The sequence below is a fragment of the Haloterrigena turkmenica DSM 5511 genome (assembly GCF_000025325.1).
Classification (GTDB): Archaea; Halobacteriota; Halobacteria; order Halobacteriales; family Natrialbaceae; genus Haloterrigena; species Haloterrigena turkmenica.
On the sequence record NC_013743.1, the window covers coordinates 632189 to 652180 of the forward strand.

General features: G+C 66.6%; 19 protein-coding genes. 8 read left to right on the forward strand and 11 right to left on the reverse strand.

The features are described 5' to 3' along the window. Nucleotides 1–4: 4 nt before the first annotated feature. From HTUR_RS03040 to HTUR_RS28405, 3 genes are all read right to left on the reverse strand, one after another. On the reverse strand, nt 5–364 hold the full coding sequence (locus HTUR_RS03040; protein WP_012941825.1) for a hypothetical protein: 360 nt from the start codon (nt 362–364) through the stop codon (nt 5–7). A gap of 118 nt (nt 365–482) precedes the next feature. After that, on the reverse strand, nt 483–1322 hold the full coding sequence (locus HTUR_RS03045; protein ID WP_012941826.1) for a PspA/IM30 family protein: 840 nt from the start codon (nt 1320–1322) through the stop codon (nt 483–485). Nucleotides 1323–1480: 158 nt separating this feature from the next. Beyond that, nucleotides 1481–1615: a hypothetical protein gene (locus HTUR_RS28405; RefSeq protein WP_264183090.1), complete on the reverse strand. Its 135-nt coding sequence runs from the start codon at nt 1613–1615 to the stop codon at nt 1481–1483. A 311-nt stretch (nt 1616–1926) separates the two neighbouring features. On the opposite strand from HTUR_RS28405, the gene HTUR_RS03055 reads away from it, so the two are divergent. The 3 genes from HTUR_RS03055 to HTUR_RS03065 all read left to right on the forward strand — a co-directional run bounded on the left by HTUR_RS03055 (nt 1927) and on the right by HTUR_RS03065 (nt 5263). Further along, nucleotides 1927–2562, forward strand: coding sequence for an alpha/beta hydrolase (locus tag HTUR_RS03055; protein WP_012941827.1), 636 nt, complete (start codon nt 1927–1929; stop codon nt 2560–2562). 508 nt (nt 2563–3070) lie between these two features. Beyond that, nucleotides 3071–3970, forward strand: coding sequence for an FRG domain-containing protein (locus tag HTUR_RS03060; RefSeq protein ID WP_012941828.1), 900 nt, complete (start codon nt 3071–3073; stop codon nt 3968–3970). A 234-nt stretch (nt 3971–4204) separates the two neighbouring features. Further along, nucleotides 4205–5263: a CAP domain-containing protein gene (locus tag HTUR_RS03065; protein ID WP_012941829.1), complete on the forward strand. Its 1059-nt coding sequence runs from the start codon at nt 4205–4207 to the stop codon at nt 5261–5263. 33 nt (nt 5264–5296) lie between these two features. On the opposite strand, the gene HTUR_RS03070 is transcribed toward HTUR_RS03065, so the two are convergent. Both HTUR_RS03070 and HTUR_RS03075 read right to left on the reverse strand, forming a co-directional pair. Beyond that, entirely contained in the window at nt 5297–7153 is a 1857-nt protein-coding gene (locus tag HTUR_RS03070) for an ATP-binding protein (protein ID WP_012941830.1), read from the reverse strand. Nucleotides 7154–7335: 182 nt separating this feature from the next. After that, nucleotides 7336–7965: a DUF7344 domain-containing protein gene (locus HTUR_RS03075; protein WP_049941578.1), complete on the reverse strand. Its 630-nt coding sequence runs from the start codon at nt 7963–7965 to the stop codon at nt 7336–7338. Nucleotides 7966–8281: 316 nt separating this feature from the next. Between HTUR_RS03075 and HTUR_RS03080 the strand changes: the two genes are divergently transcribed. Next, complete coding sequence (locus HTUR_RS03080) at nt 8282–8623, forward strand: DUF7113 family protein (protein WP_012941832.1); 342 nt, start codon at nt 8282–8284, stop codon at nt 8621–8623. 10 nt (nt 8624–8633) lie between these two features. Here HTUR_RS03080 and HTUR_RS03085 read toward each other — a convergent pair whose 3' ends face one another. The 3 genes from HTUR_RS03085 to HTUR_RS03095 all read right to left on the reverse strand — a co-directional run bounded on the left by HTUR_RS03085 (nt 8634) and on the right by HTUR_RS03095 (nt 13137). Continuing rightward, the gene (locus tag HTUR_RS03085) at nt 8634–9497 is read right to left on the reverse strand and encodes a cohesin domain-containing protein (protein ID WP_012941833.1); all 864 of its coding nucleotides are present in this window, start codon (nt 9495–9497) and stop codon (nt 8634–8636) included. A gap of 93 nt (nt 9498–9590) precedes the next feature. Further along, nucleotides 9591–11771, reverse strand: a complete 2181-nt coding sequence (locus HTUR_RS03090) for a bifunctional metallophosphatase/5'-nucleotidase (protein ID WP_049941579.1) — start codon at nt 11769–11771, stop codon at nt 9591–9593. 91 nt (nt 11772–11862) lie between these two features. After that, nucleotides 11863–13137: a DNA double-strand break repair nuclease NurA gene (locus tag HTUR_RS03095; RefSeq protein ID WP_012941835.1), complete on the reverse strand. Its 1275-nt coding sequence runs from the start codon at nt 13135–13137 to the stop codon at nt 11863–11865. 136 nt (nt 13138–13273) lie between these two features. On the opposite strand from HTUR_RS03095, the gene HTUR_RS03100 reads away from it, so the two are divergent. From HTUR_RS03100 to HTUR_RS03110, 3 genes are all read left to right on the forward strand, one after another. After that, nucleotides 13274–13534, forward strand: a complete 261-nt coding sequence (locus HTUR_RS03100) for a hypothetical protein (protein WP_012941836.1) — start codon at nt 13274–13276, stop codon at nt 13532–13534. Between the two features lie 216 nt (nt 13535–13750). Beyond that, a complete protein-coding gene (locus HTUR_RS03105; protein ID WP_012941837.1) occupies nt 13751–13975 on the forward strand; it encodes a hypothetical protein in 225 nt (74 codons plus the stop codon). A 150-nt stretch (nt 13976–14125) separates the two neighbouring features. Then, a complete protein-coding gene (locus tag HTUR_RS03110; protein ID WP_012941838.1) occupies nt 14126–14479 on the forward strand; it encodes a DUF7344 domain-containing protein in 354 nt (117 codons plus the stop codon). A gap of 42 nt (nt 14480–14521) precedes the next feature. Here the strand turns inward: HTUR_RS03110 and HTUR_RS03115 are convergent, their stop codons facing one another. Beyond that, nucleotides 14522–14938 carry a thiol-disulfide oxidoreductase DCC family protein gene (locus HTUR_RS03115; RefSeq protein WP_012941839.1) on the reverse strand — a complete coding sequence of 139 codons (417 nt, stop codon included), beginning with the start codon at nt 14936–14938 and terminating at the stop codon, nt 14522–14524. A 56-nt stretch (nt 14939–14994) separates the two neighbouring features. After that, nucleotides 14995–16611: an HTTM domain-containing protein gene (locus HTUR_RS03120; RefSeq protein ID WP_012941840.1), complete on the reverse strand. Its 1617-nt coding sequence runs from the start codon at nt 16609–16611 to the stop codon at nt 14995–14997. A 166-nt stretch (nt 16612–16777) separates the two neighbouring features. Here HTUR_RS03120 and gpmI point away from each other — a divergent pair, with 166 nt between their 5' ends. Further along, entirely contained in the window at nt 16778–18301 is a 1524-nt protein-coding gene (gene gpmI, locus HTUR_RS03125) for a 2,3-bisphosphoglycerate-independent phosphoglycerate mutase (RefSeq protein ID WP_012941841.1), read from the forward strand. A gap of 21 nt (nt 18302–18322) precedes the next feature. Here gpmI and HTUR_RS03130 read toward each other — a convergent pair whose 3' ends face one another. Continuing rightward, a complete protein-coding gene (locus HTUR_RS03130) occupies nt 18323–19846 on the reverse strand; it encodes an NAD(P)H-dependent oxidoreductase (RefSeq protein WP_012941842.1) in 1524 nt (507 codons plus the stop codon). Nucleotides 19847–19992 lie beyond the last annotated feature (146 nt).

Here is a 19992-nt window from a genome sequence, read left to right on the forward strand (position 1 = left end):
GCCGTCAGCCGGACTCCTCGAGGAGTTCGTCGGCGACGCCCTCGGTGACGAGTTCGAAGGCGATATCGAGCGCGTACGCGGGACGTCCTTTTCCGGTCGGCGACGTCTCTTCGGTTTCGACTTCCTCGACGAACCCCTCGTCCTCGAGTCGGTAGAGCGACCGCATCACGTCCGCCTCGGTGAGCGTCCCGATGACGCCCACGTCGACGCCCTCGAGTTGAGTCCTACAGACGCGTCGCAGTTCGTGGGTCTGGACGGGCGTCTCGCCGCGCCGGTGCAGTTCGGCGACGCCGAGTAAGACGACCTGATTGGTCAGCGAAATTTCGTCGAACGCGTCCATATTCGTCTCCGTATCCGTGCCCATACTCAGGGTTCAACGTCGACTGTGGTAGTCGTTGCCCCACTATCCACTGCGAGAAAACGATCGCGCGGTCTCCGACACGAACCGGTCGCCGCCTGCTTCGCTATCTTCGCCGGCGAACTCAGGCGTTCTCCTCGTCTTGGAGCTCCGCGAGTTCGGCCTCGACTTCGCTGTCGTCGACCTCCGCTTCCATGTCCTCGATGTCCTCCTCGACGGCCTCGCTCTCGACGTCGCCGGCCGGTTCGGCGTCGGTCTCGCCGCCGCCCTCTCCCATCTCGGATTTCAGCGTCTCGAGTTCGGCTTCGACGCCGCTGTCGGTCTCCAGCTGCTCGAGTTCGCGGTCGATGTCGTCCTTGTCCGAGAGGACGTCCTCGAACGCGCCGGACTCCTGGAGCTCGTCCATGGCGGCGGCGCGAGCTTCCATGTCCTCGGTCTTCTCCTCGGCGCGCTCGATGGCGCGACCGACGTCCTCGAACTCCTCGCCCGTGGCCGTCACCGCCTCCGAGACCTGCGAACTCGCCTTCGCGGCCTCGTGGCGGGCCTTCATCGTCTCCTTCTTGGTCCGGAACTCCTCGATGCGGCTCTGAAGCGTGTTCTTCTGCTCGATCAGCTTGTCCTGTTGCTGCTGGAGATCGGAGATCTGGCGCTCCAGATCCTCGATCTGGTTCATCTTCGTCTTCTTCTTCTCGAGTGCGCGCCGCGCCAGATCCTCCCGGCCCTGCTGGACCGCGGTCCGGGCCTGATCGTTGTGTTTGTCGACGTTCTCCTCGAGGCGCCGTTTCTGCATCTCGAGGCGCTTTTTCTGCGTGGTCAGATCCGCGATGCCCCGTTTGACCTGCTGGAGCTGGTCGCGCATCTGCTCGTAGGAGTAGTCGAGCGTCTCCGTCGGATCCTCGGCGCGGTTGAGCACCGAGTTGAGCTTCGACCGGATGATGTAGGAGGTCCGAGAGAGGATGCCCATAGTCGTACGTATCGCTCGCCGCCCTTAAAAACATCACATCGTCAACAGTCTGCGATGAACGCGGTTGGCCCGACGGCGCTCGCGGAGAGCAGTTGCCGCGCGTCGCGATCGTGCTCGCCGATCGATCCACGAGACCGCAGCCGTCGGTCTCGATATCGCTACCGGTCGATCTCGACCGACCGAACCGCGAACGCCCCGTCGATGACGACCGTCGCCGTTCCCTCGTCCCCGTCGACCTCGAGCGCGATTCGATCGGGATTCCAGGATTCGACGCGCGGCGTCGGCGTCGGCAACTCCCAGCCGTAGCGCTCGATTCCGTTCCTCGGAAACGGATCGGTGAAGCCGATCCACTCGTCGCAGACCGCGCAGTCGACGTTCGCGAACCCCCGTTCGTACCGCAGGACTGGTGCCGCTCCGCAGCGGGGACACGCCGACTCGATCTCGGCGGGCTCGTACTCGAGCCGATCGGTCGGCCGGTGTGCGAGCGCGGCCCGGGAGTTTCTGGCGGCGCGTTGACGGCGACTCCGAACGGGGTGGGAGCGCTCGCCGTGGCCGTCGACCGCGGACGCGGACCTTGATTACCGAACGCGGCGAATGGCCGCCCATGAGCGACGTGCTGATTCCCGGGGGCCGCGACGTCCGCGGGACGCTCGCGGAGCCGATCGACGACCCGGACGCGATCGTCGTCGCCGCGCCGCCCCACCCCCAACACAGCGGTTCGCGCAGCGATCCACGGCTTACGGCGGTCGCGGAGTCGCTTCGCGAATCGGACATCGCCTGTCTGCGGTTCGACTACGGCGCGTGGGACGAGGGTTACGGCGAGCGCGAGGACGTGCGAAACGCCGTCCGCTGGGCGCGCGAGGAGTACGGCCGCGGCGACGGAACCGCGGACGGAGACGACCGCCCCGTCGGCGTCTTCGGCTACAGTTTCGGCGCGTCGCTGGCGCTGCTCGCGGCGGCGGACGTCGACCCCGACGCCGTCGCCGCTCTCGCACCGACGGCGCGGCTGGCCGACGATCTCGACGCGGTCGACGCGCTCGAGTCTCTCGAGCTACCGGTCTGCGTCCTGTACGGCGAGCGGGACGAGACCGTCGACTGGGAGCCGGTGGTCGACCGCGCTCGCGAGCGCGGCGACGCGGTCACCGCGCTGGCGGGCGACCACTTCTTCCTCGGGACACACGGCGATATCGGCGACGAGGTGGCGGGGTTCTTCGAGAAGGCGTTGCTCGAGTCGGCCTGATAGTAGCGATAGCGTCGGTAGAACGGAGCGTCCTGCTCTCGTGGATACTGGGGATCGCCACGCCCTCCCCAGCCGATTCACTCGTTCCCGCCGTCTGCTCACGGGCGCGAAGCGCCCTCTGCTCACGGCCGCCGGCCGTTCGCATGGTATGCGAGACCGGAGGTCTCGCACTATTCGCACGGTACGCGGGACCAGAGGTCCCGCGTCAGTCACTCGTTCATCCACTGTCAGTGCAAGCTCTGACAAGCCTTCGTTCACTTTGTTCACGAAGACCTCGCACGAGTTCGGCGGCCGCCCTCACCGTCGTTCGGACGGCCTCGCTCACGGCTCGCTTCGCTCTCCGTTCGCTCTCGAGGCGCTCCCCGCGGTCGCGCCTCGCCGACAGCGCGCGCCATCGGCCGCCGGACGTTCGATATTCTTGCAGCGCCGTTATTGGCCTGCTGGCAGTAGGAGGAACGATGAGGAATCGGCACCGAGACGAACTCGATCAGCGCGTTCGCTGTGACCGATGACCGACGAGACGGTCTCCCAGTCCACCGTCCGGGCCGAATCGTGGGCGGAGCTGCAGGAACTGGTCACCGCGGAGATGTGGATGCCCGACATCGCTCGACACCGCTCTCCGTTCGTGTTCCGGGGGGTCCCCTTCCGGGACCACACCCTCGAGACCTCGATCAAGCGGTTCGTCGGCGACTCGGGCGAGTGGAAACTCGAGTCGCTGCTGTTGCGGAACTTCCACCAGTACGCGGTCAACGAGATCGAGGAGTTCGAGTCGGTCTGGCACCTGCTCTCGATCGCCGAACACTACGGCCTGCCGACCCGGCTGCTGGACTGGTCGTTCTCGCCACTGGTCGCGACCTACTTCGCGGTCCGGGACGGCGACACCGCCCACGACGGCGCGGTCTGGTCGGTCGACTACCGACAGCTCCACGATACGCTGCCCGAGCACTACAACCGCGTCTTAGAGCGGACCGAGACGGACATGCTCGACGTGCATCTGCTCTCGAACGCGACCCTCGAGTCCGACGCGGAGACGGCCGACGCCGCTGACGGGGCGATGCGCGACCTGAACGACGTCTCCCGGCTGGACGACCTCTGGAGCGAGCGCTGGGGCGTCGACGCCGACGAGGCGGTCGACGACCAGTACGTCGTCTTCTTCCGGCCGCCGGCGATCGACGACCGCATCGCCAACCAGTCGGCCGTCTTCTCGTTCCAGTCGGACCCCCGACTCGCCCTCGATCGCTGGCTCGAGGAGCGCCCGGACTGCTACCGGAAGATCGTGATCCCGGGCGAGCGCAAACTCGAGTTCCGAGACAAACTCGACCAGATGAACGTCAACCACCGGACGCTGTTTCCCGACCTCGAGGGACTGACGACCTGGCTCAAGCAGTACTATCAGCCACAGGAGTGAGTGGTGCGGCGGATCGGTTCGGCGACGCGGTCTCGAGCCGCCGTCGATCGCCGTATCTGACACTTTCGAGCCGTACGCGTACCGAAATCTGGAGAAACTGTCGCGTACAGTGTTCTTCGACACGATATCTGTCGACACTAACTCTCGAGACGGACTCTTGCGATATCTGGAACCATCTTCTGAGTCGTATCTGCAATATTACTATTTTATATCCTGTAGCGAAATATATCGCGGATGAAACTGCAATCGATAACGGCCGTAGTAGTCGTAGCGCTGCTCTCTCTGAGCATGGTCGGTGCGGGGGCCGCCGCACCCGCCGCGAGTCCGGTCGAGGACACGTCGACCGAGACCGATACGGACACCATCTCGCAGTCGGACGTCGTCACCCAGTCCGACGTGACCACCATCTCGTCGGTGACCTCGGGGAGCGACGGCACCGTCGAGGTGAACACCGATGGCGTCGACGGCGTCGAGTCGCTGGTCGGCGACCTCGACAGCGGACAGGCCGGCGACGCTACTTCGGTGCTCGAGTCGCTGTTCAGTGGCGGCATCACTGACAATATCGACGACGAGGACACCCCCGGCGATGCGGACGATGGAACGGACGAGACGAACGACGATACCGGCGACGGAGCGGATGAGACGGATGGTGACGAGAGTAGCAGTGACAACGAAACGGACGAGACTGACGACAACGAGACCGACGAAACCGATAGCGACGACGAAACGGACGAGACGGATAGCGACGAAACTGACGGAAACGAGACCAACGAAACTGCCGGTGACGAAACCGACGACACCGCGGACGACGAAACCGACGACGGCTCGAGCGACGAGATCGATCGGGCGGCGCTCGAGCGATACGTCCACGAGGCGGTCAACGAGGAACGCACCGCTCGAGGCCTCGAGCCGCTCGAATTCGACACCGAGCTGCGGGACATCGCTCGGGCCCACAGCGAGGACATGGCCGAACGCGGCTACTTCGCGCACGTCGATCCGGAGGGCAACGACGTCACCGACCGGTACGAGCAGGCGGGATACGAGTGCAACGCGAACGGCTACACCGGCGGCGAGAACCTCGCACAGACGTGGTACGACACGCCGGTCGTCAACGACGACGGCGAGACCGTCCGCTACGAGACCGAGCAGGAACTCGCTGACGGAATCGTCACGCAGTGGATGAACTCACCGGACCACCGCGAGAACCTCCTCGCGACCCAGTGGGAAAACGAGGGCATCGGCGTCTACGTCACCGACGATAACCGCGTGTTCGTCACGCAGAACTTCTGCTGAGCCCGACGGACGCCGATCCGCGACGATCTTTTTTCAATCTCGACCGTGTCGGGTGAGACACTTCGGAAGCCCGATCAGTTCGACGGGCTCGGAGTTGTCCGGCGAGTAGACGACCATCTGCCCTTTCTCCATGTAGGGCACCTTCGACTCGAGGTTGCTCGGAATATTCACGCTCTTGATGGCGTCCTCATCGCCGAGATTCAGGACGACGGTGGTGTTGATCTGCTTGAAGACGGCGTCGTGGATGTCCTGGGGGTCCTGGGTGATCAGGAAGAGGCCGAGCCGCTCCTTGCGACCCTGTTTGGCGGCCTCGGTGAACTTTGTGATGACCTTCCCGGCCTGCACGCTGTCGGCGTCGGTCAGGAAGTTGTGGGCCTCGTCCATCCCGAGGACGAGCGGCGTCTCCTTGATCCGATCGTAGTAGGGATCGTTCGAGAGCTTCTGGTCGATGAGCAGCGAGGAGACCGCGAGCACGATGGTCTCGGTCGCCCGGCTGTCGTTGATGTGGTAGGTCGGGACGACGGTCAACCCGCCCGGGCGGACGAACTCGTGGACGAGGTCGGTGATCGGTCGGGCGTCCTGATCGAAGACGTGGCCGAAGCCGAGCACACGCCGGCGGACGGCGTCGAAGGTGGCCTCGTGGACCCGGCCGGACTCGTCGAGTTCCTCGCGCAAGGCGGGGTCGTCGAGGAACGTCGTGAACTCCTCGTAGGTGCCGTCGTCGCCGTACTGCTTGCGAAAGCGCGGGAGGAGGACGCTGACCAGCGCGCCGTACTGGTTGTCGTTCAGCCCGCTGCCCGCGACCAGCCACGGGTTGTCGTAGACCATCGAGAACGGGATGGTGAACTCCACCTGTCGGGCGCGGTGGTGGCCCGCCGCGTACGACGCCGACCCCACCTTGGGGACGAACGCCGTCGTGTCCTCGTGGCCGCCGTAGGCGATCCCCTCGCGCTCGAGGCGACGACCGAACTCGTCGTCTAAGTCGGGGTTGTCGTCGTGCATCTGGGCGTACTCGTCCTGCGGGTCGAACTGGACCACGGCGGGATGGACCTCGCGGCCGTCGTCCATGGGGTACGCGCGATCCTCGGCGAGATACTGGCGGAGGATGTTCTTCGCGCCGTGGGTCTTCCCCGAGCCCGTCCCGCCGGCGATCAGCGTGTGCCGGAAGACGAGCGGATCGCCGGCGTCGTAGTCGTCCTTGAGCCGGTAGTCGATCGTCGGCGGGGTGGCCGCGGTCCGCACCTTCTCGCCGCCGACCGAGAGGTGGCCGAGGAAGACGCCGTCCTCGGGCATCTTCAGCCCGGTCTTGATCTCCTCGGTGTCGTCCGCCTGCCGGATCACCGTCTGCGGTTTGGGGACGCGGTCGGTCATCCGTCGTTTCAGTTCCCCATCGTCGTCGTAAAGGACGGCTACCGGCTCGAGTTCCGCGACGAACTTGTAGTCGGCCTCGTCGACCCCGTCGGTCCGCATCGCGCGGCGGGCGTGGATCTCCGTCGCGTCGTCGGCGTGGTACTGCTGGGCGTACTCCAGTCCCGTAATGCGACAGAACAGGGTCTCGCCGTCGGGGTAGGGCGCCAGCAGGTAGCTCCCGATGCGGATCGAGGAACGGTTGCCGCGGGTGACGTACGCGCGCAGCGTCGTTTCGTCGCCGTCCTCGGCGACGCGCAGTCCCTGGGAGACGCAGATCGCGCCGATACCGACGTCTTCGCCCCGGGGCTCGACGGGCGTCGGTTCGAAATCGTCGGTCGTTCCGCCGTCCGTACCTGTCGACCCACCGGCACTCGACGGCTCGGTCCTCGTCCCGTCGGAACCGGCCGCAGCGTCGTCTCTCCCGCCGGAATCGGCGTCGGACTCGGCGTTGAAATCGCCGAAGTCACCCAGATCGGTCATATCAGGTCCATCAGGCCGGCCCCACAACTACTTTTCGAGGCGACACACTCGAGCGTCGGCGCGGGGGCGCGAGACTGCGGGCAGAATAGAACGGCCGCGAACTGCGAAACCGATTCGGTTCGGATGGAGGGCCGAGCGCGCCAGCGGTAGACGGCGGCGAGTTCGGCGGTGACGGTGAGCGATCAGTGGAGGACCGACGTCGTCCGTTCGCCTTGCGTGACCAGATTGGCGTCGGTGTCGAACTTCAGGGCATCTACGTCGGCCAGCACGGGAAGGTGAGCGTGATAGAGGGAAATCTTCGCTCGCTCGCGGTCGTCCGCGCCGACGTCGCTGGCGGCGAGCTCCGACGCGAGTCGCTCGACGGAGACAGTGCGTTCGGCGCCCGAGAGCATCGCGAGGACTCGCATCCGGACGGGGTGGACGATCGCCTCGAGCAGCTGCTCTCCCTCCGGACCCTCACAGAGTTCGAGCAGTCTCGCGAGATCGGCGGGGTGGACCGGCGGTTCGTCGACCAGTTCGGCGCCGGTCTCGGCGTCGAATTCGACGAGCCCGTACTCGGCCAGTCGGGGGAGGTGGTTGTGGACGAGACTGATGCGGACGTCGTGACGAGCCTTGCCGGTCGGGACGTCCAGGTCTTCGTTCTCGACGATCGCCGTCGTCAGCTCCATCAGCGACAGCCGCGTACGGTGGGCGCCGAGCGTCGCCAGGATGCGGATCCGGCGCGGATGTCGGAGGACGTCGTAACACTCCTCCGGGACGTCTGTCAATGGGCCCCGTTCGCTGTCACCGCCGATGGACGCTTTCGAACTCATTACTAACAGGCACTGGTGGAACGGGGTTAAGCCCATTTCCAAAACGATTTGGCTCGGGAACGAATGCTTACTCGCGTAATACTTGACTTACCGGTGAATCCTCCGTAGACTCCCTCGAGAAGCGATAACACTCGATATCGGACCGTCGGATAATCGTGATATCCGGCGGTACTAACCGGTGTGTTCCGCGCCGACCGCGGAGTAGATCCGTTCGGGTGCCCGTGCGGCGAATATACGCCGATCTCGAGGGCGACTCTCGAGGAGATTCCGTGATTCGCGCCACTGTCTTTTTGCGCGTACGCGCCGAAGGAACGGTATGATACTGATACGCGGTCGTGCCGGCGGCACCGAACTCACTGGCACGCTGTACGAGCGGGGCGAACGAGCGCCCTCGTTTCGCGGCGCGCCGGACGAAGACGCCGCCTACGTCTGGGTCTGCGACGAGTTCTACGAGGTCGACAGCGGCGGCTCGACCCAGCTGGTCGACGGCCGCGAAGTGAACCTCGCCTTCGAATCGCCCATGCCACGCGGCTTCGACACCCGCGAACAGGCCCTCGAGGGCGCCAAAGAACACGTCCGGACGCAGTTCGCCCGAATCGGAGTCGATCCGAGCGACGTCGATCTCGAGGTCGAGAAAAACGGCGAAACTGACGAGTAACTGACGACTACTACCGGTCCGCGCCGGCTCGAACGCCGGTAGCATCGTGCAATCGGTGACCGACGAGGACCGTTCCGACGATGATCCCCGCTGCGACGGGCGTCGGGAGTCCCGGAACGGCGTCCTCGCGGTCCGCTTCGGTTTCGTTCCCACCGTTCTCGTCGTCGGTCTCCGCTACAGCGTCGTCATCTCTCGTCGATTCGGGTTCCGCTCCCGGTTCGGCGTCGGTGGCTTCGGCGTCGACGGGCGTCGTCTCGAGCCCGTCTGGGTCCGGGTGGTCGAACGCCGGTGCCTCGTCGCCGCCGCCGTCGATCGCGACGGTGGCGTCCGTATCGAAGACCGGGATCGGCGTCTCGCGGAGGAGTTCGGCGCGGCTCTCCTCGAAGGTGATCGTCGCCTCCGACGGCGGAGCGTCTTCGGCGACCGCGACCGTGAGCGTCGCGATTCTCGCGTTCCCCGTCGCGCCGTCGGCGGGCGGATCGCGCCGCTGCTCGAGAACGGCGGTGCCGCTGTCGTGTGCGAGCCCCCGTTCGGCGTAGACGTCCGTTTCCGCGCCCTGCTCGAGCCAGGGCCCGCGTTCGACGTCGGTAATCTCGAGATACTCGGGATTGTACTGGGCGACGAGGGAGACCGATTCGATGCCTTCGCCGCCGTAGCCGCCGTCGCTCTGCATGACGACGTCGACGGTGACCTCCTCGCCGGGGTCGGCGGCGACCGTCTGCGTCGACGGAAGGATGGCCGCGGTCCGGTCGCTGGCGGCAGCCGTCTCGGCGGCGAACCCGAGCAGGGGGACCAGTAGCAGCGCGAGGAGGACCGCTCCCAGCAACAGGCCGCGTCCGGCGGCGACCGTCCGTCGTTCTGTCGTGGCTCTCATCGCGTGGTAGCACTCGTAGCGCTCACCGATCCTCGAGGCCGTACTCGATCGACGCGCGCGTGGGAAGCGAGAGTCACGGGTCGCGTCGTCCGATCAGTCGTCACCGTCGTCCCCGGTCGCTGACGCGGTAGTCTCGGCCGATTCGTCGTCGGCGACTCGACGGCGCGAGTAGAGATAGCCGCCGGCGCTCCCGCCGGCGAGCGCGCCGAGCGGACCGAAGCCGGGCATCCCGTCGTCCGCGCCGTCGTTCGCCCCATCATCGTCCGACTCGTTGCCGTCGGAATCGCCGTCGTCCGGGTCCTCGAGGGCGGCCGCGCTCACGTCCGCGCGGAGCTTGAAGTGCTCGTAGCCGCTCGAGGTCGGCACCTCGAAGCCGTAGTCCCAGTACGCCTGATCGGGATCGTAGCCGCCGAACAGCCGCAGCGCCGGCTCGTCGACGTCCGCGACGAGAGCGCGCAACTCGTCGGTGTCGAACGTCACGTCGACGCTGTCGCCGTCGACGGTCGCCGCGTTCGCCTCGAGGTCAGCGCCGGTCCGGATCACGGCCCGGAAGGTGTCGGACCGAATTGCCGCGGCGCCGTCCGGGACGTCGACGGTGAGCGTGGTCTCGCCGTCGCCGACCGCGACCGACGCCTCGCCGACCGTCTCGTCGACTCGGAGCATCCGGTTCTCGCGCTCGGGCGCGACGGTGTCTCGCTCCTCGAGGCGGTCGAGGACGTAGGGGCCCTGGAACTGGCCGGAAGCGAGGACGACCGCTACCTCGGAGAGGACGTCGGAGTTCTCGATCGAGTAGTCGTTGTGCGCGAGGTAGTACGTCTCATCGGGGTCGATGGGCTCGCCGCCGACGAAGACGTTCTCGACCTGACTCTCGCCGCCGTGGCCCCACCACTCGTAGGAGAGCCTCGAGACCTGGATCGCCGGCTGCGCGCCGTAGTTCTCGGACGGATGGGGGCGGATCGCCTCCTCGAGGTACGCGACGACGTCCTCGCCAGTCAGTTCGACGACCTCGATCTCGTTGGGGAACGGCAGGATGTTCATCACGTCGGCGCCCGTGACCGGACCGGGGCCGTACGTCGACCCGCTGCGGATGCCGCCGGCGTTCTGGGCCGCGATATCGACCTCGATGTCGCCGATCTCGCCGACGGTTCGCATCGCGTCGGTCATGAGGTTCCCCCAGTTGGTCTCGATGGCGTAGTTGTCGAACGTCGCGTTCAGTTCGACCTCGGTCTCGAAGGCTGTCTGCTCGAGTTCCGCCTCGAGTTCGTCGGTCCACTCCTCGGCGAGGGTGGCGAGGGTCTCGTCTTCCGGGATCTCGTCGGCGTAGCGGACCTCGATCTCCTCGTACTCGTCGACGGCCGACGCGGGATCGGCGTCAGGGGCCAGGAGGTCGGTCCGTCGCCAGTCGACGAGGGTTCCGTCGGCGTCGAGCGTGAGCGAGCCGACATGGTCGAACTCGTCGCCGAACTCGCTGATAATCGTCCCGTCGACGACCTCGGGTTCCTCGAAGACGATGTTGGAGTGGGAGCCGACGATCGCGTCGAGGCCGTCGACGTCCTCGGCGAGCGTGTAATGAACGCCGGTCGAGACGTGGGAAGCGCAGACGACGACGTCGGCCCCCTCCTCGCGGAGCGCGTCGACCGCTTCCTGCGCGCCCTCGACGTAGCCGAGCACCTGCCACTCCGCGGGGTAGTCGGTCAGCGAGTGGAAGTTCGTCGAGACGAGGCCGAAGACGCCGACCGTCAACTCCCCCTTCTCGAACGCTGTCCACCGTTCGGTTCCGGGAACTGGGTCGCCCGCGTCGTCGAGCAGGTTCGCGACGACCCACGGGAACTCGCTCTCTTCGAAGCGCGCCGTCGCCACGTCGGCGCCGAAATCGTACTCGTGGTTGCCGACGCCGTCCACGTCGATGGCCGTCTCGTTTAACGCCTCGATCACGTGTTCGCCCTCGTACTCGAGGCCGAGCATCGACGGGGCGAGGTCGTCGCCGTTCCCGACGAACAGCGAGTTCGCGGCCGACTCGAGGTGCTCCTCGACGACCGCGTAGTAGCTGGCGAGGCTCAGTTCGGCCGCTTCGGCATCCGCGAACCGACCGTGGAAGTGCGTGTCGTGGACGATTGTGACCGTCTCGTCGCGGGAGTTCGCTCCGACGCTCCCGGTCGTCGGGAGCACGGCAGCGGCCGACGCTCCCGCGGCCATACCGAGCAACCAACGGCGGCGCGAGTCGATCCCCGGGTCGGTCCCGTCACTGTCGTCTCGTTCGGACGTTCGTGTCACAGTGACAGTCAGCGAAAGGAACGGTCACTATCGTTGCTATTTGCTGCCCGGTCCAGTACGTTTGTCACAGTAGCTGAGCGAATCGCCGGCGCTAATGCTCCTCTTCCCACCGATGGTCGTCATACGTCCGGTCCTGACTCGTATCGAACTGGGTCTCGAGTGTCTCGCGGAGCGACGCCTTCTCCGAGCGACTGATCCGGGCGAGTTCGTCGGCCTTCTCGACGATCGTCGGTGGGCCGTGGGCGACGGCGATATCCTGCAGGACCTGCATCGTCACCGCCCGCCGCCGCTCGGGCGCTCGAGTGAACGCGTAGGGGGCCTCGATCCGGTAGATCAGATCGTCGCGCGGGTCGTAGACGACGAAGAACGTCACCTCGTAGGCCTCGAGCGACAGGTCACGCTCGACGCCGAGGGCGTCGCCCTCGACCGAGAGCGGGCGATCGACGCCGCCGCGGGAGCGAAACCAGTTCGTGTAGGTCAGCGCCTCGGTGTCGCGCTCCCAGCGCTGGCCGTCGATATCGTCGACGTATTCGCCGCGCTCTAAGAGCCGCGTGAACAGCGCCGAATCGTCGTTCCACGGGGTGGCCACGTCGACGTTTCGCTTCTGCTTCAGCGTCCGCGTGATGACCCGCGTCGCCGGATTCTTGACGAAGCCCACGAGCGGGACGTCCCGCTCGACGAACCGCTCGACCAGTCGCACGTAGTTCTCGAGCACCGTCGTCGGCCGGGGGTCCTCGAGCAGGAAGTCCGCGAGATCGGGGTGCTGATCGGCCCAGCGGAGCAGCCCGCGGGGGTAGATCGGCCCGTCGAGGACGAGCAAGTCGTCGACCGCGTCGGCGTTCTCGAGGGCGTGTTTGCTCTCGGCGAGGTAGAGCGCCAACGCGTGGACGACCCCTTCGGCGAAGCGGGGCAGCGGCGGGATCTTGACGGCGCGGCTCCGGCTGTAGCCCTCGTCGAACTTCCCCCACGTCTCGTCGACGGTCATCGTCTCGTCGTTGGAGTGGACCGTCATCACGGTGGTCCGCGACCGGTGGAGGTCGAGGTCGCTCGGCGTGGCGGCCATCGCCGCCTGCGCGATGTCGATGACGAGCCCGTTTTTGAACGTCGTCGGGTTGATGGTTCCCGCGTCGAGCCCGTGCTCGCTCGCGAACGGTCGATCACAGAGCGCGACGTCCTCGCAGTCGACGTGGCGGCGGTGCCGCTCGTCGATCGGCTCGAGGATCGTCCGACCGTCGTCAACGAGCGGATCGAGGAACTCCGCCCAGACCGTCTCGGCGAAGGCGCGGCGATCGCGCTCGTCGGCCCCGTGATCGATCCGCCTCGCGAGTTGCGCGATACCGTCGAAGTGGACCGGATCGAGAGTCACACTCGGTGGCTCCCGTCCCACTCGCAAAAAGACGACGGTCGGATCGATCGCACCGCTAGCAATGCATTAACTCGAGGCCGGGTAAAATATTATCAGAAAAATTATATGTGGCTGGGGATTGAATCCGGATACCCCGATGTCCAAGCGAGGTCTGGAAGCGGTCGACACCGACGAGGACCCGATCAACTGGCGCCAGGACGGCGCTGACGTGACGCTGTACGACGAGACGAACCGTGACGCCTGGATCCAGGTCACGTTCGAGGCCGGCGTCCCGCCGGAACGCCGTCTCTTTATGATCTGTGACGACTGCGGCGCCGTTTTCGCACAGCGAACCAAGCCCGGCCGTAGCACGGTCTGTGGCGACTGCGGTGCGACCTTCGACCACCGCCGCGACTAGTCTCGTTCCGGCGGCTCGAGGAGTCCGACTCGAGTTTAGCTCGGCGACGCGGGCCGCCGATCCGATATCGAATACCGGCCGCCGTTCGATTGTCAAAATTTAATCATAACGGCGACGCGGTTATAGTTACCGCTGCCCTCGGGACCCTGTGGAGGGAGCAGCGTCGTGTCGGCGCCCACCACTCGCCGCACGTGTCAGCCCTCCCGCCGAAATACCATGGCAACTGATAGCGGACCCTCCGACCCCGACGTGACTGCGGCCTTCGAACGCGATCTCGAGGCGCTCGTGACGACCGCTTTCGGCCGCGGAGCCGTCATCGACGGCGTCTGGGACGTTTCGTCGCCCGTTTCCGCCGCCCCCGCGTGGACGGTCACGATCGAGCGGCGGGAGCCCGACCCCGACTCCGATCCCGCCTTCGAACCGGAGTTCCTCGAAGACTGACCAGTAAATGATCCGAACCATTTCATTTCTAATATAATTGCTGTACAACAATGGTTATGTGGATCCCCTTCGCACTGGCACGTGTACTCTGCTGAAGTCGGAACGCGAGACCCGGTCGGGGAGAGAGCGTAGGTACAGTACGCCCCCATTATGACGCCGAAAACACGAAATTCCCAGGGAGCCGAGATCGACGACGCGGACGTTTCCTCGACGCGACTGTTCAGGGCCTTCGCGGAGACCCGACGACAGTACGCGCTCGGCTATCTCGCCCAGAAGCCGGCGGCGATTCACCTCGGCGATCTCGCCGAGTACATCGCGCTCAAAGAAGCGACGCCGACGTACGACCGGTACCAGCGGATCCTCGTCGATCTGCACCACCAGCATCTCCCGCACCTCTGTGACGCGGGTCTCGTCCAATACGACGAGGCGACCGAACGTCTCGAGCTGGCGGTCGATCGCGACATGATCGCGCCGTATCTGGACCTCGCCGAAGCCGGGCAGTAAGGTCGACGACCCGATCGACACCTCGACGGGGAGCCGCGTCCTCTACTCGAGAAACCGGTCCCGGACGTTTCCGGTCGGCAGCATACACTGTTCTTTCTGCCCGAACAGCCGGTAGCGATGGCGCGCGACGAGATCGTACGCCCAGTCCCGCAGTCGGCGGGGAAGGAACCGACACGGCCCGAGCAGTCGGTAGCCACCGCCCAGGAGCCGGCCGATCCGGATCACCGCATCGGACTTGACGTACGCCTCGTCGCCCTCGAGCAACACGACCGAGTCGAGGTCGTGGTCGGCGAGGCCGTACTCGGCCAGCAACTGCTGGCCGATGTCGGACTGCAGCGACGCGAAGTGAAACCGGCCCTCGGTGTCCCGCGGGACGAGAAACTGCACGAACCCGTGACAGAGGTTGCAGACGCCGTCGAAGAGCACGATTGGATCCTCTCGCGGTACGTCCGTGGCCATCGTGATAGCGTGAATTCGAACCAGCGAGTGGTCAACGTTCCGGTTCCCGTCCCGGCTCAGGTCGCCGCACACGTCGTTTCGACTCGAGTGGCGGTCCCCGTCGTCGGATCGTCTCCGTCAGGTTCGATCGACCGATAGTGGTAGGTGACTTCGATCCGCTCGACGGGCGAATCGAACTGGTCGGCGGCGCGGTCGCACATGTACGTCCCGAACCGGTCGGCGCGGGCCTCGTCGTCGTCCAGCGAGTTCATGAACTTCCGCCAGCGGAAACTCGGGAGCGTCTCGGACGCGTCCGGCGGCGGCCCCTCCCGGAGCGCCTCGTTTCGCAGGACGTCCATCTCCTCGCCGGACTCGAGCTCCGCTTCGACCACGTACCAGCCGTAGCTCGTCGACGGGTTCGGGGCGTACATCGTCCACTGGTTGTCGTCGGGATCGACGGCGTCGACCGACTCGAACGCGTCCGCGTAGCCCAGCAACCCGACGGTCCAGAGGACGACGACGAGCAGCACGCCGCCGAGGAGGACCGACCGGAGCCGGTGCCGACGGTTCCTGATCTGCGACGGGAGCACCGAACCGAGGCTGCGCGGCGGACCGATTCGCGACGTGAGCGCACCGGTTCGCGACCGCAGGCGCTCGAGCGGCCCGACTCGCTCACAGCACGCCGCGACGGTCGCCTCGAGGCGGTCCCAGACGAACGAGGGAAGGAAGAGCACCAGCACCGCCGTCAGCACGGCGGGGAACAGCCCCACGGCCATGCTCAGTCCCAGTCCGGCGGTAGCGCCGAGGAACGCCCCGACGTAGGCGGTCCGGAGCCACCCGGTCAGCACCAGTAACAGCGGGGCGCCGACGACCAGAGCCAGCCAGCCGTAGGTCCCGACCTCGAGGAGCAGCGGATAGTCGACGACGTGATCGCCGACGAGAATCGTCATGTGGTCCTGTCGGAGGGCGTACCCCAGCGCCTCGCCGGTGGTCCAGGTGTCGCCGAGTCGCTTGTGCTGGCCGTTGTTCGCGAAGAAGCCGACGACGTAGACGAGCACGGCCGCCGTCGCGGGCGTCACGACCCAGTTCTCGGATCCTGTTCCCGTTCTCGTTTCGCTCCCGGGTTCACGGCTCTGATCATCGCCATCTTCCCGGTCGTCGCCGAGCGCGTCCACGGCCCACCGCCGCCCGAGCGGCAGGAACAGCGCCAGCAGCAGCACCTCGCGCAACAGCCTGTCGGCACCGTTGAGGACCAGCGGGTTGCGGAAGTGGACGGAGACCAGCAGGACCAGCGAGAGGAACGTAACGAGTCGCGTTCGGTAGCCGACGATCAGCGCGAGCGCGAGCAGCGCCGCGAGGCCGAACAGCAGCGCCTGCGCCCACGGCTCGCCCGACAGCATGTGCAGCGAGTACTCGCCTCGCGAGTTGCCGACCGCGAGTCGCAACGCCCGCGGGTACGCGCCGGCGTCGGCGTAGAACGCGACCAGCTCCCGCGACCGGTGGAGGATGTCGAACAAGAGCGTACAGCCGAGAATAATTCGAAACGCCGCCAGCGCGCGAGCATCGATGCCGAAACGGCGATCGAGCGCGTCACGGAGCCGAGCGCGGTCGGGCAGCGTCGCGAGGGAGAGACGGCCGGTCATGATCGAGCGGTGGGACGCCGTCGTCGCAGCGACCCGATAGCTGCGCCACATTCTCTAGTTGCGTTGTATATACTTTCCGTCTGCCATCGGCGTCGGGCCGCCGGTCCTCAAGCGGCGGCGAGCGAAGGCGGGAGGGAACGATCCGCGTTCGAGACGCCCGCCGGCGTGTCCGCGAGACAACGACAGCTAGTTACGAGCGGCTGGCGACCCGTCGCACATGGACGCTGCGCTGATCATCCTCGACGGGTGGGGACTCGGCGACGGAACGAGCAGAGACGCCGTAGCAGCCGCCGAAACGCCGAATTTCGATCGGCTCGCCGACGCCGGCGCGTACGGGACGCTCGAGGTCGCGGGCCGGCGCGTCGGCCTCCCCGACGGCCAGATGGGTAACAGCGAGGTCGGCCACCTCAATATCGGCGCCGGACGCGTGGTCCACCAGGAGTACACCCGGATCTCGGACTCGATCGCTGACGGCTCCTTCCGGGAGAACGACGCGATCAACACCGCGTTCGACAACGCCCGCGCAAACGACGGGAAGGTACACTTCGTCGGCCTCGTCAGCGATGGTGGGGTCCACTCCGACCACGAGCACCTCCACGCGCTGATCGAACTGGCGGGCGACCGCGACGTCGAGGCCGTCACCCACGCGATCACGGACGGCCGGGACACCTCGCCCACCGGTGGGCGGGACTACCTCTCGACGCTCGAGGACGTCGTCGCCGAGCACGGTACGGGCGACGTGGCGACGGTCACGGGTCGGTACTACGCGATGGACCGCGACCAGAACTGGGAGCGGACGAAGCGGGCCTACGACGCGATGGTCCACCGCGAGGCCGACCACGAGGCCGACTCCGCGGTCGAGGCGGTCGAGCAATCCTACGATCGCGACGTCACCGACGAGTTCGTCGAGCCGACCGTCATTGCGGACGGACCGGCCCTCGAGGACGGGGATTCGGTGGTCTGGTTCAACTTCCGCTCGGACCGCGCGCGTCAACTGACGCGAATGCTGGCCGATATCCGACCCGAGGACTGGGCCGACCAGTTCGAGACCAGTCCGCCGGACGCGGAGGTCGTCATGCTGACCCAGTACGACAAGACCTTCGACCTCCCGATCGCCTACCCGCCGAACCAGCCCGAGCAGGTGCTCGGCGAGGTACTGGCCGACGCGGGCCGGACGCAACTGCGGATCGCCGAATCCGAGAAGTACGCCCACGTCACCTACTTCCTCAATGGCGGCCGCGAGATCGAGTTCGACGGCGAGATCCGGAAGATCGTCGAGAGCCCCGACGTGCCGACCTACGACCTGCAGCCGGAGATGAGCGCCCCCGAAGTGACCGACACCGCCGTCGACGTGATCGAGTCCGACGACCCCGACGTGCTCGTGTTGAACTACGCCAATCCCGACATGGTCGGTCACACGGGCGACTACGAGGCCGCCATCGAGGCCGTCGAGGCCGTCGACGCGCAACTCGGCCGACTCACGGACGCCCTCGAGGACGCCGGCGCGCACGTCCTCGTCACCGCCGACCACGGCAACGCCGACGACATGGGTACCGAGGAGGATCCCCACACCGCGCACACGTACAATCTCGTTCCGCTCGTCTACGTGGCTGACGACGGAACCGCCGGCGGCAGGACCGTTCGAGCGGGCGGCACCCTCGCCGATATCGCGCCGACGATCCTCGAGTTGATCGACCTCGCACAGCCCCCGGAGATGACCGGCGAGTCGCTGCTCGAGTAAGCGGAGTTCCCCTCTCTCGGTTCACAGCAGGTTCAGCAGCGGGACGACGCCGAACCAGCCCAGAAAGGAGAGCGCGGCAGCCATCAGGCCGTCGATGCGGCCGGGCGTCGTTCGATCCCACAGCCGATCCCGAAGGAGCCAGCAGAGCCCGAGCGCGTGTGGAACGCTGAGGAGCACGAGCGGGTCGTAGGCGCCTCCGGCGACGTCGAACGCCACCCAGACGAGCGCCGTCAGACAGGCCAGACCCGCGGTCGCCACGGCCACCCTCGCGGCGCCGTCGACGCCGAAGCGAACCGCGATCGTCTCCTTGTCGGCGGCCCGGTCGGCCTCGCGGTCCGGCACGCCGGCCAGCGTGATCGACGGAAGCACCGACAGCAGGAACGGCACCGACAGCAGCCACGGGAACGGGTCGGTCGCCCGCCCGCCGAGCAGGACGTAGCCGACCAGCAGGACCCCAGTGCTGTGGGTGACGGCCACGTCGAGTTCGCCCAGCGTCCGGTAGGATAACTCGAGTGGCGGCACCGTGTAGCCGAGCGCCAGCACGCCCAGAGCGGCCATGACGGCCGTACCGGCCACGAGCGAGCCGGGACCGACCGCGAGCGCGGCCCCACCGAAGGCGACGGTCAGCGCGAGCGCGACGCCGATCCCCCGTCTGAGGTCGTCGAACTCGAGCGTGCCGTCGACCAACACCTGTGAACCTCCCGTAAAGGGACCGGCGAACGCGTTCTCGCGGTCCGTCGGGTAATCGACGTACTCGTTCGACAGCACCGTCGCCGCCTCGAGGAAGAAGAGGAAGGCGAAGCCCAGCCAGTAGGTGGTCGACGAGAGGACACCGCTCGAGCCGACGGCCGCCAGCGCGCCGATGGTGTAGGCCACCCACGCCATCGGGTAGAACTGTAGCCGCAGGGCCTTCAGCCACGCCGTCGCCCGGCGCCGGACGCGCGTGGATCGCGAATCTGGCCCGCTGGCGAGACGCTCGCCGAGTCGAGTCGCCTTCTCGAGCCACTCCTCTCGCTCCTCGGGGGTCGACTCCTCGACGGGACCGAGGTTCGTGACCCGCGTGGTACGGATCCCAGCATAGCCCAACGTCGCGCGCTTGACGGCATTGTTGCCCGGCTGACGGTAGATCCAGCGGTAGACCCACGGCGGCATGTCCATCGTGACGATCAACTCGGCGGTCTTGTCGTCCAGTAGTCCCTCGTGACCCGCGCCCTCCCCCTCGTCGTACTCGACGAACGCGAAACCGGGCGTGAAGACGCGGTCGAAAAAGCCCTTGAGCCGCGCCGGCATCGTCCCCCACCAATTCGGGTAAACGAAGACGAGGTGGTCGGCCCACTCGATCGAATCCTGGGCCGCCCGCAGGTCAGGCTCCAGCGGCTGGTCGGTCGGCGAGACCTCGCGGACGTCGGGATCGAACTCGCAATCGGCGACGACGAGCTTCCGCACCTCGAGACCGGCCTCGAGCGCGCCGTCACGGTAGGCGTCGGCCAGCGCGCCACAGAGGCTGTCGGTCCGAGGGTGCCCGAGGACGATCAGGACGTTCATCCGTCGTGCCCGGACGTGACGACGACGCTCTCCGAAAAGTTAGGGCCTGCTGGACGCCGCCGATTCGCCCGCGACTCGAACGCGGTCTCGAGTTCGTTCGATCCGGTAGCGGTACGAACCGCTCACGAGAGCCCTATAGCCGTCAT

Excerpts from the sequence above, each read along its gene's own strand:
- HTUR_RS03110 (WP_012941838.1), top strand. The coding sequence starts at position 14,126 with ATGACGCCGAAAACACGAAATTCCCAGGGAGCCGAGATCGACGACGCG.
- HTUR_RS03045 (WP_012941826.1), bottom strand. The coding sequence starts at position 1,322 with ATGGGCATCCTCTCTCGGACCTCCTACATCATCCGGTCGAAGCTCAAC.
- gpmI (WP_012941841.1), top strand. The coding sequence starts at position 16,778 with ATGGACGCTGCGCTGATCATCCTCGACGGGTGGGGACTCGGCGACGGA.
- HTUR_RS03060 (WP_012941828.1), top strand. The coding sequence starts at position 3,071 with ATGACCGACGAGACGGTCTCCCAGTCCACCGTCCGGGCCGAATCGTGG.
- HTUR_RS03120 (WP_012941840.1), bottom strand. The coding sequence starts at position 16,611 with ATGTGGCGCAGCTATCGGGTCGCTGCGACGACGGCGTCCCACCGCTCG.
- HTUR_RS03040 (WP_012941825.1), bottom strand. The coding sequence starts at position 364 with ATGGGCACGGATACGGAGACGAATATGGACGCGTTCGACGAAATTTCG.
- HTUR_RS03130 (WP_012941842.1), bottom strand. The coding sequence starts at position 19,846 with ATGAACGTCCTGATCGTCCTCGGGCACCCTCGGACCGACAGCCTCTGT.
- HTUR_RS03105 (WP_012941837.1), top strand. The coding sequence starts at position 13,751 with ATGGCAACTGATAGCGGACCCTCCGACCCCGACGTGACTGCGGCCTTC.
- HTUR_RS03070 (WP_012941830.1), bottom strand. The coding sequence starts at position 7,153 with ATGACCGATCTGGGTGACTTCGGCGATTTCAACGCCGAGTCCGACGCC.
- HTUR_RS03100 (WP_012941836.1), top strand. The coding sequence starts at position 13,274 with ATGTCCAAGCGAGGTCTGGAAGCGGTCGACACCGACGAGGACCCGATC.
- HTUR_RS03065 (WP_012941829.1), top strand. The coding sequence starts at position 4,205 with ATGAAACTGCAATCGATAACGGCCGTAGTAGTCGTAGCGCTGCTCTCT.
- HTUR_RS03055 (WP_012941827.1), top strand. The coding sequence starts at position 1,927 with ATGAGCGACGTGCTGATTCCCGGGGGCCGCGACGTCCGCGGGACGCTC.
- HTUR_RS03080 (WP_012941832.1), top strand. The coding sequence starts at position 8,282 with ATGATACTGATACGCGGTCGTGCCGGCGGCACCGAACTCACTGGCACG.
- HTUR_RS03075 (WP_049941578.1), bottom strand. The coding sequence starts at position 7,965 with ATGAGTTCGAAAGCGTCCATCGGCGGTGACAGCGAACGGGGCCCATTG.
- HTUR_RS03085 (WP_012941833.1), bottom strand. The coding sequence starts at position 9,497 with ATGAGAGCCACGACAGAACGACGGACGGTCGCCGCCGGACGCGGCCTG.
- HTUR_RS03115 (WP_012941839.1), bottom strand. The coding sequence starts at position 14,938 with ATGGCCACGGACGTACCGCGAGAGGATCCAATCGTGCTCTTCGACGGC.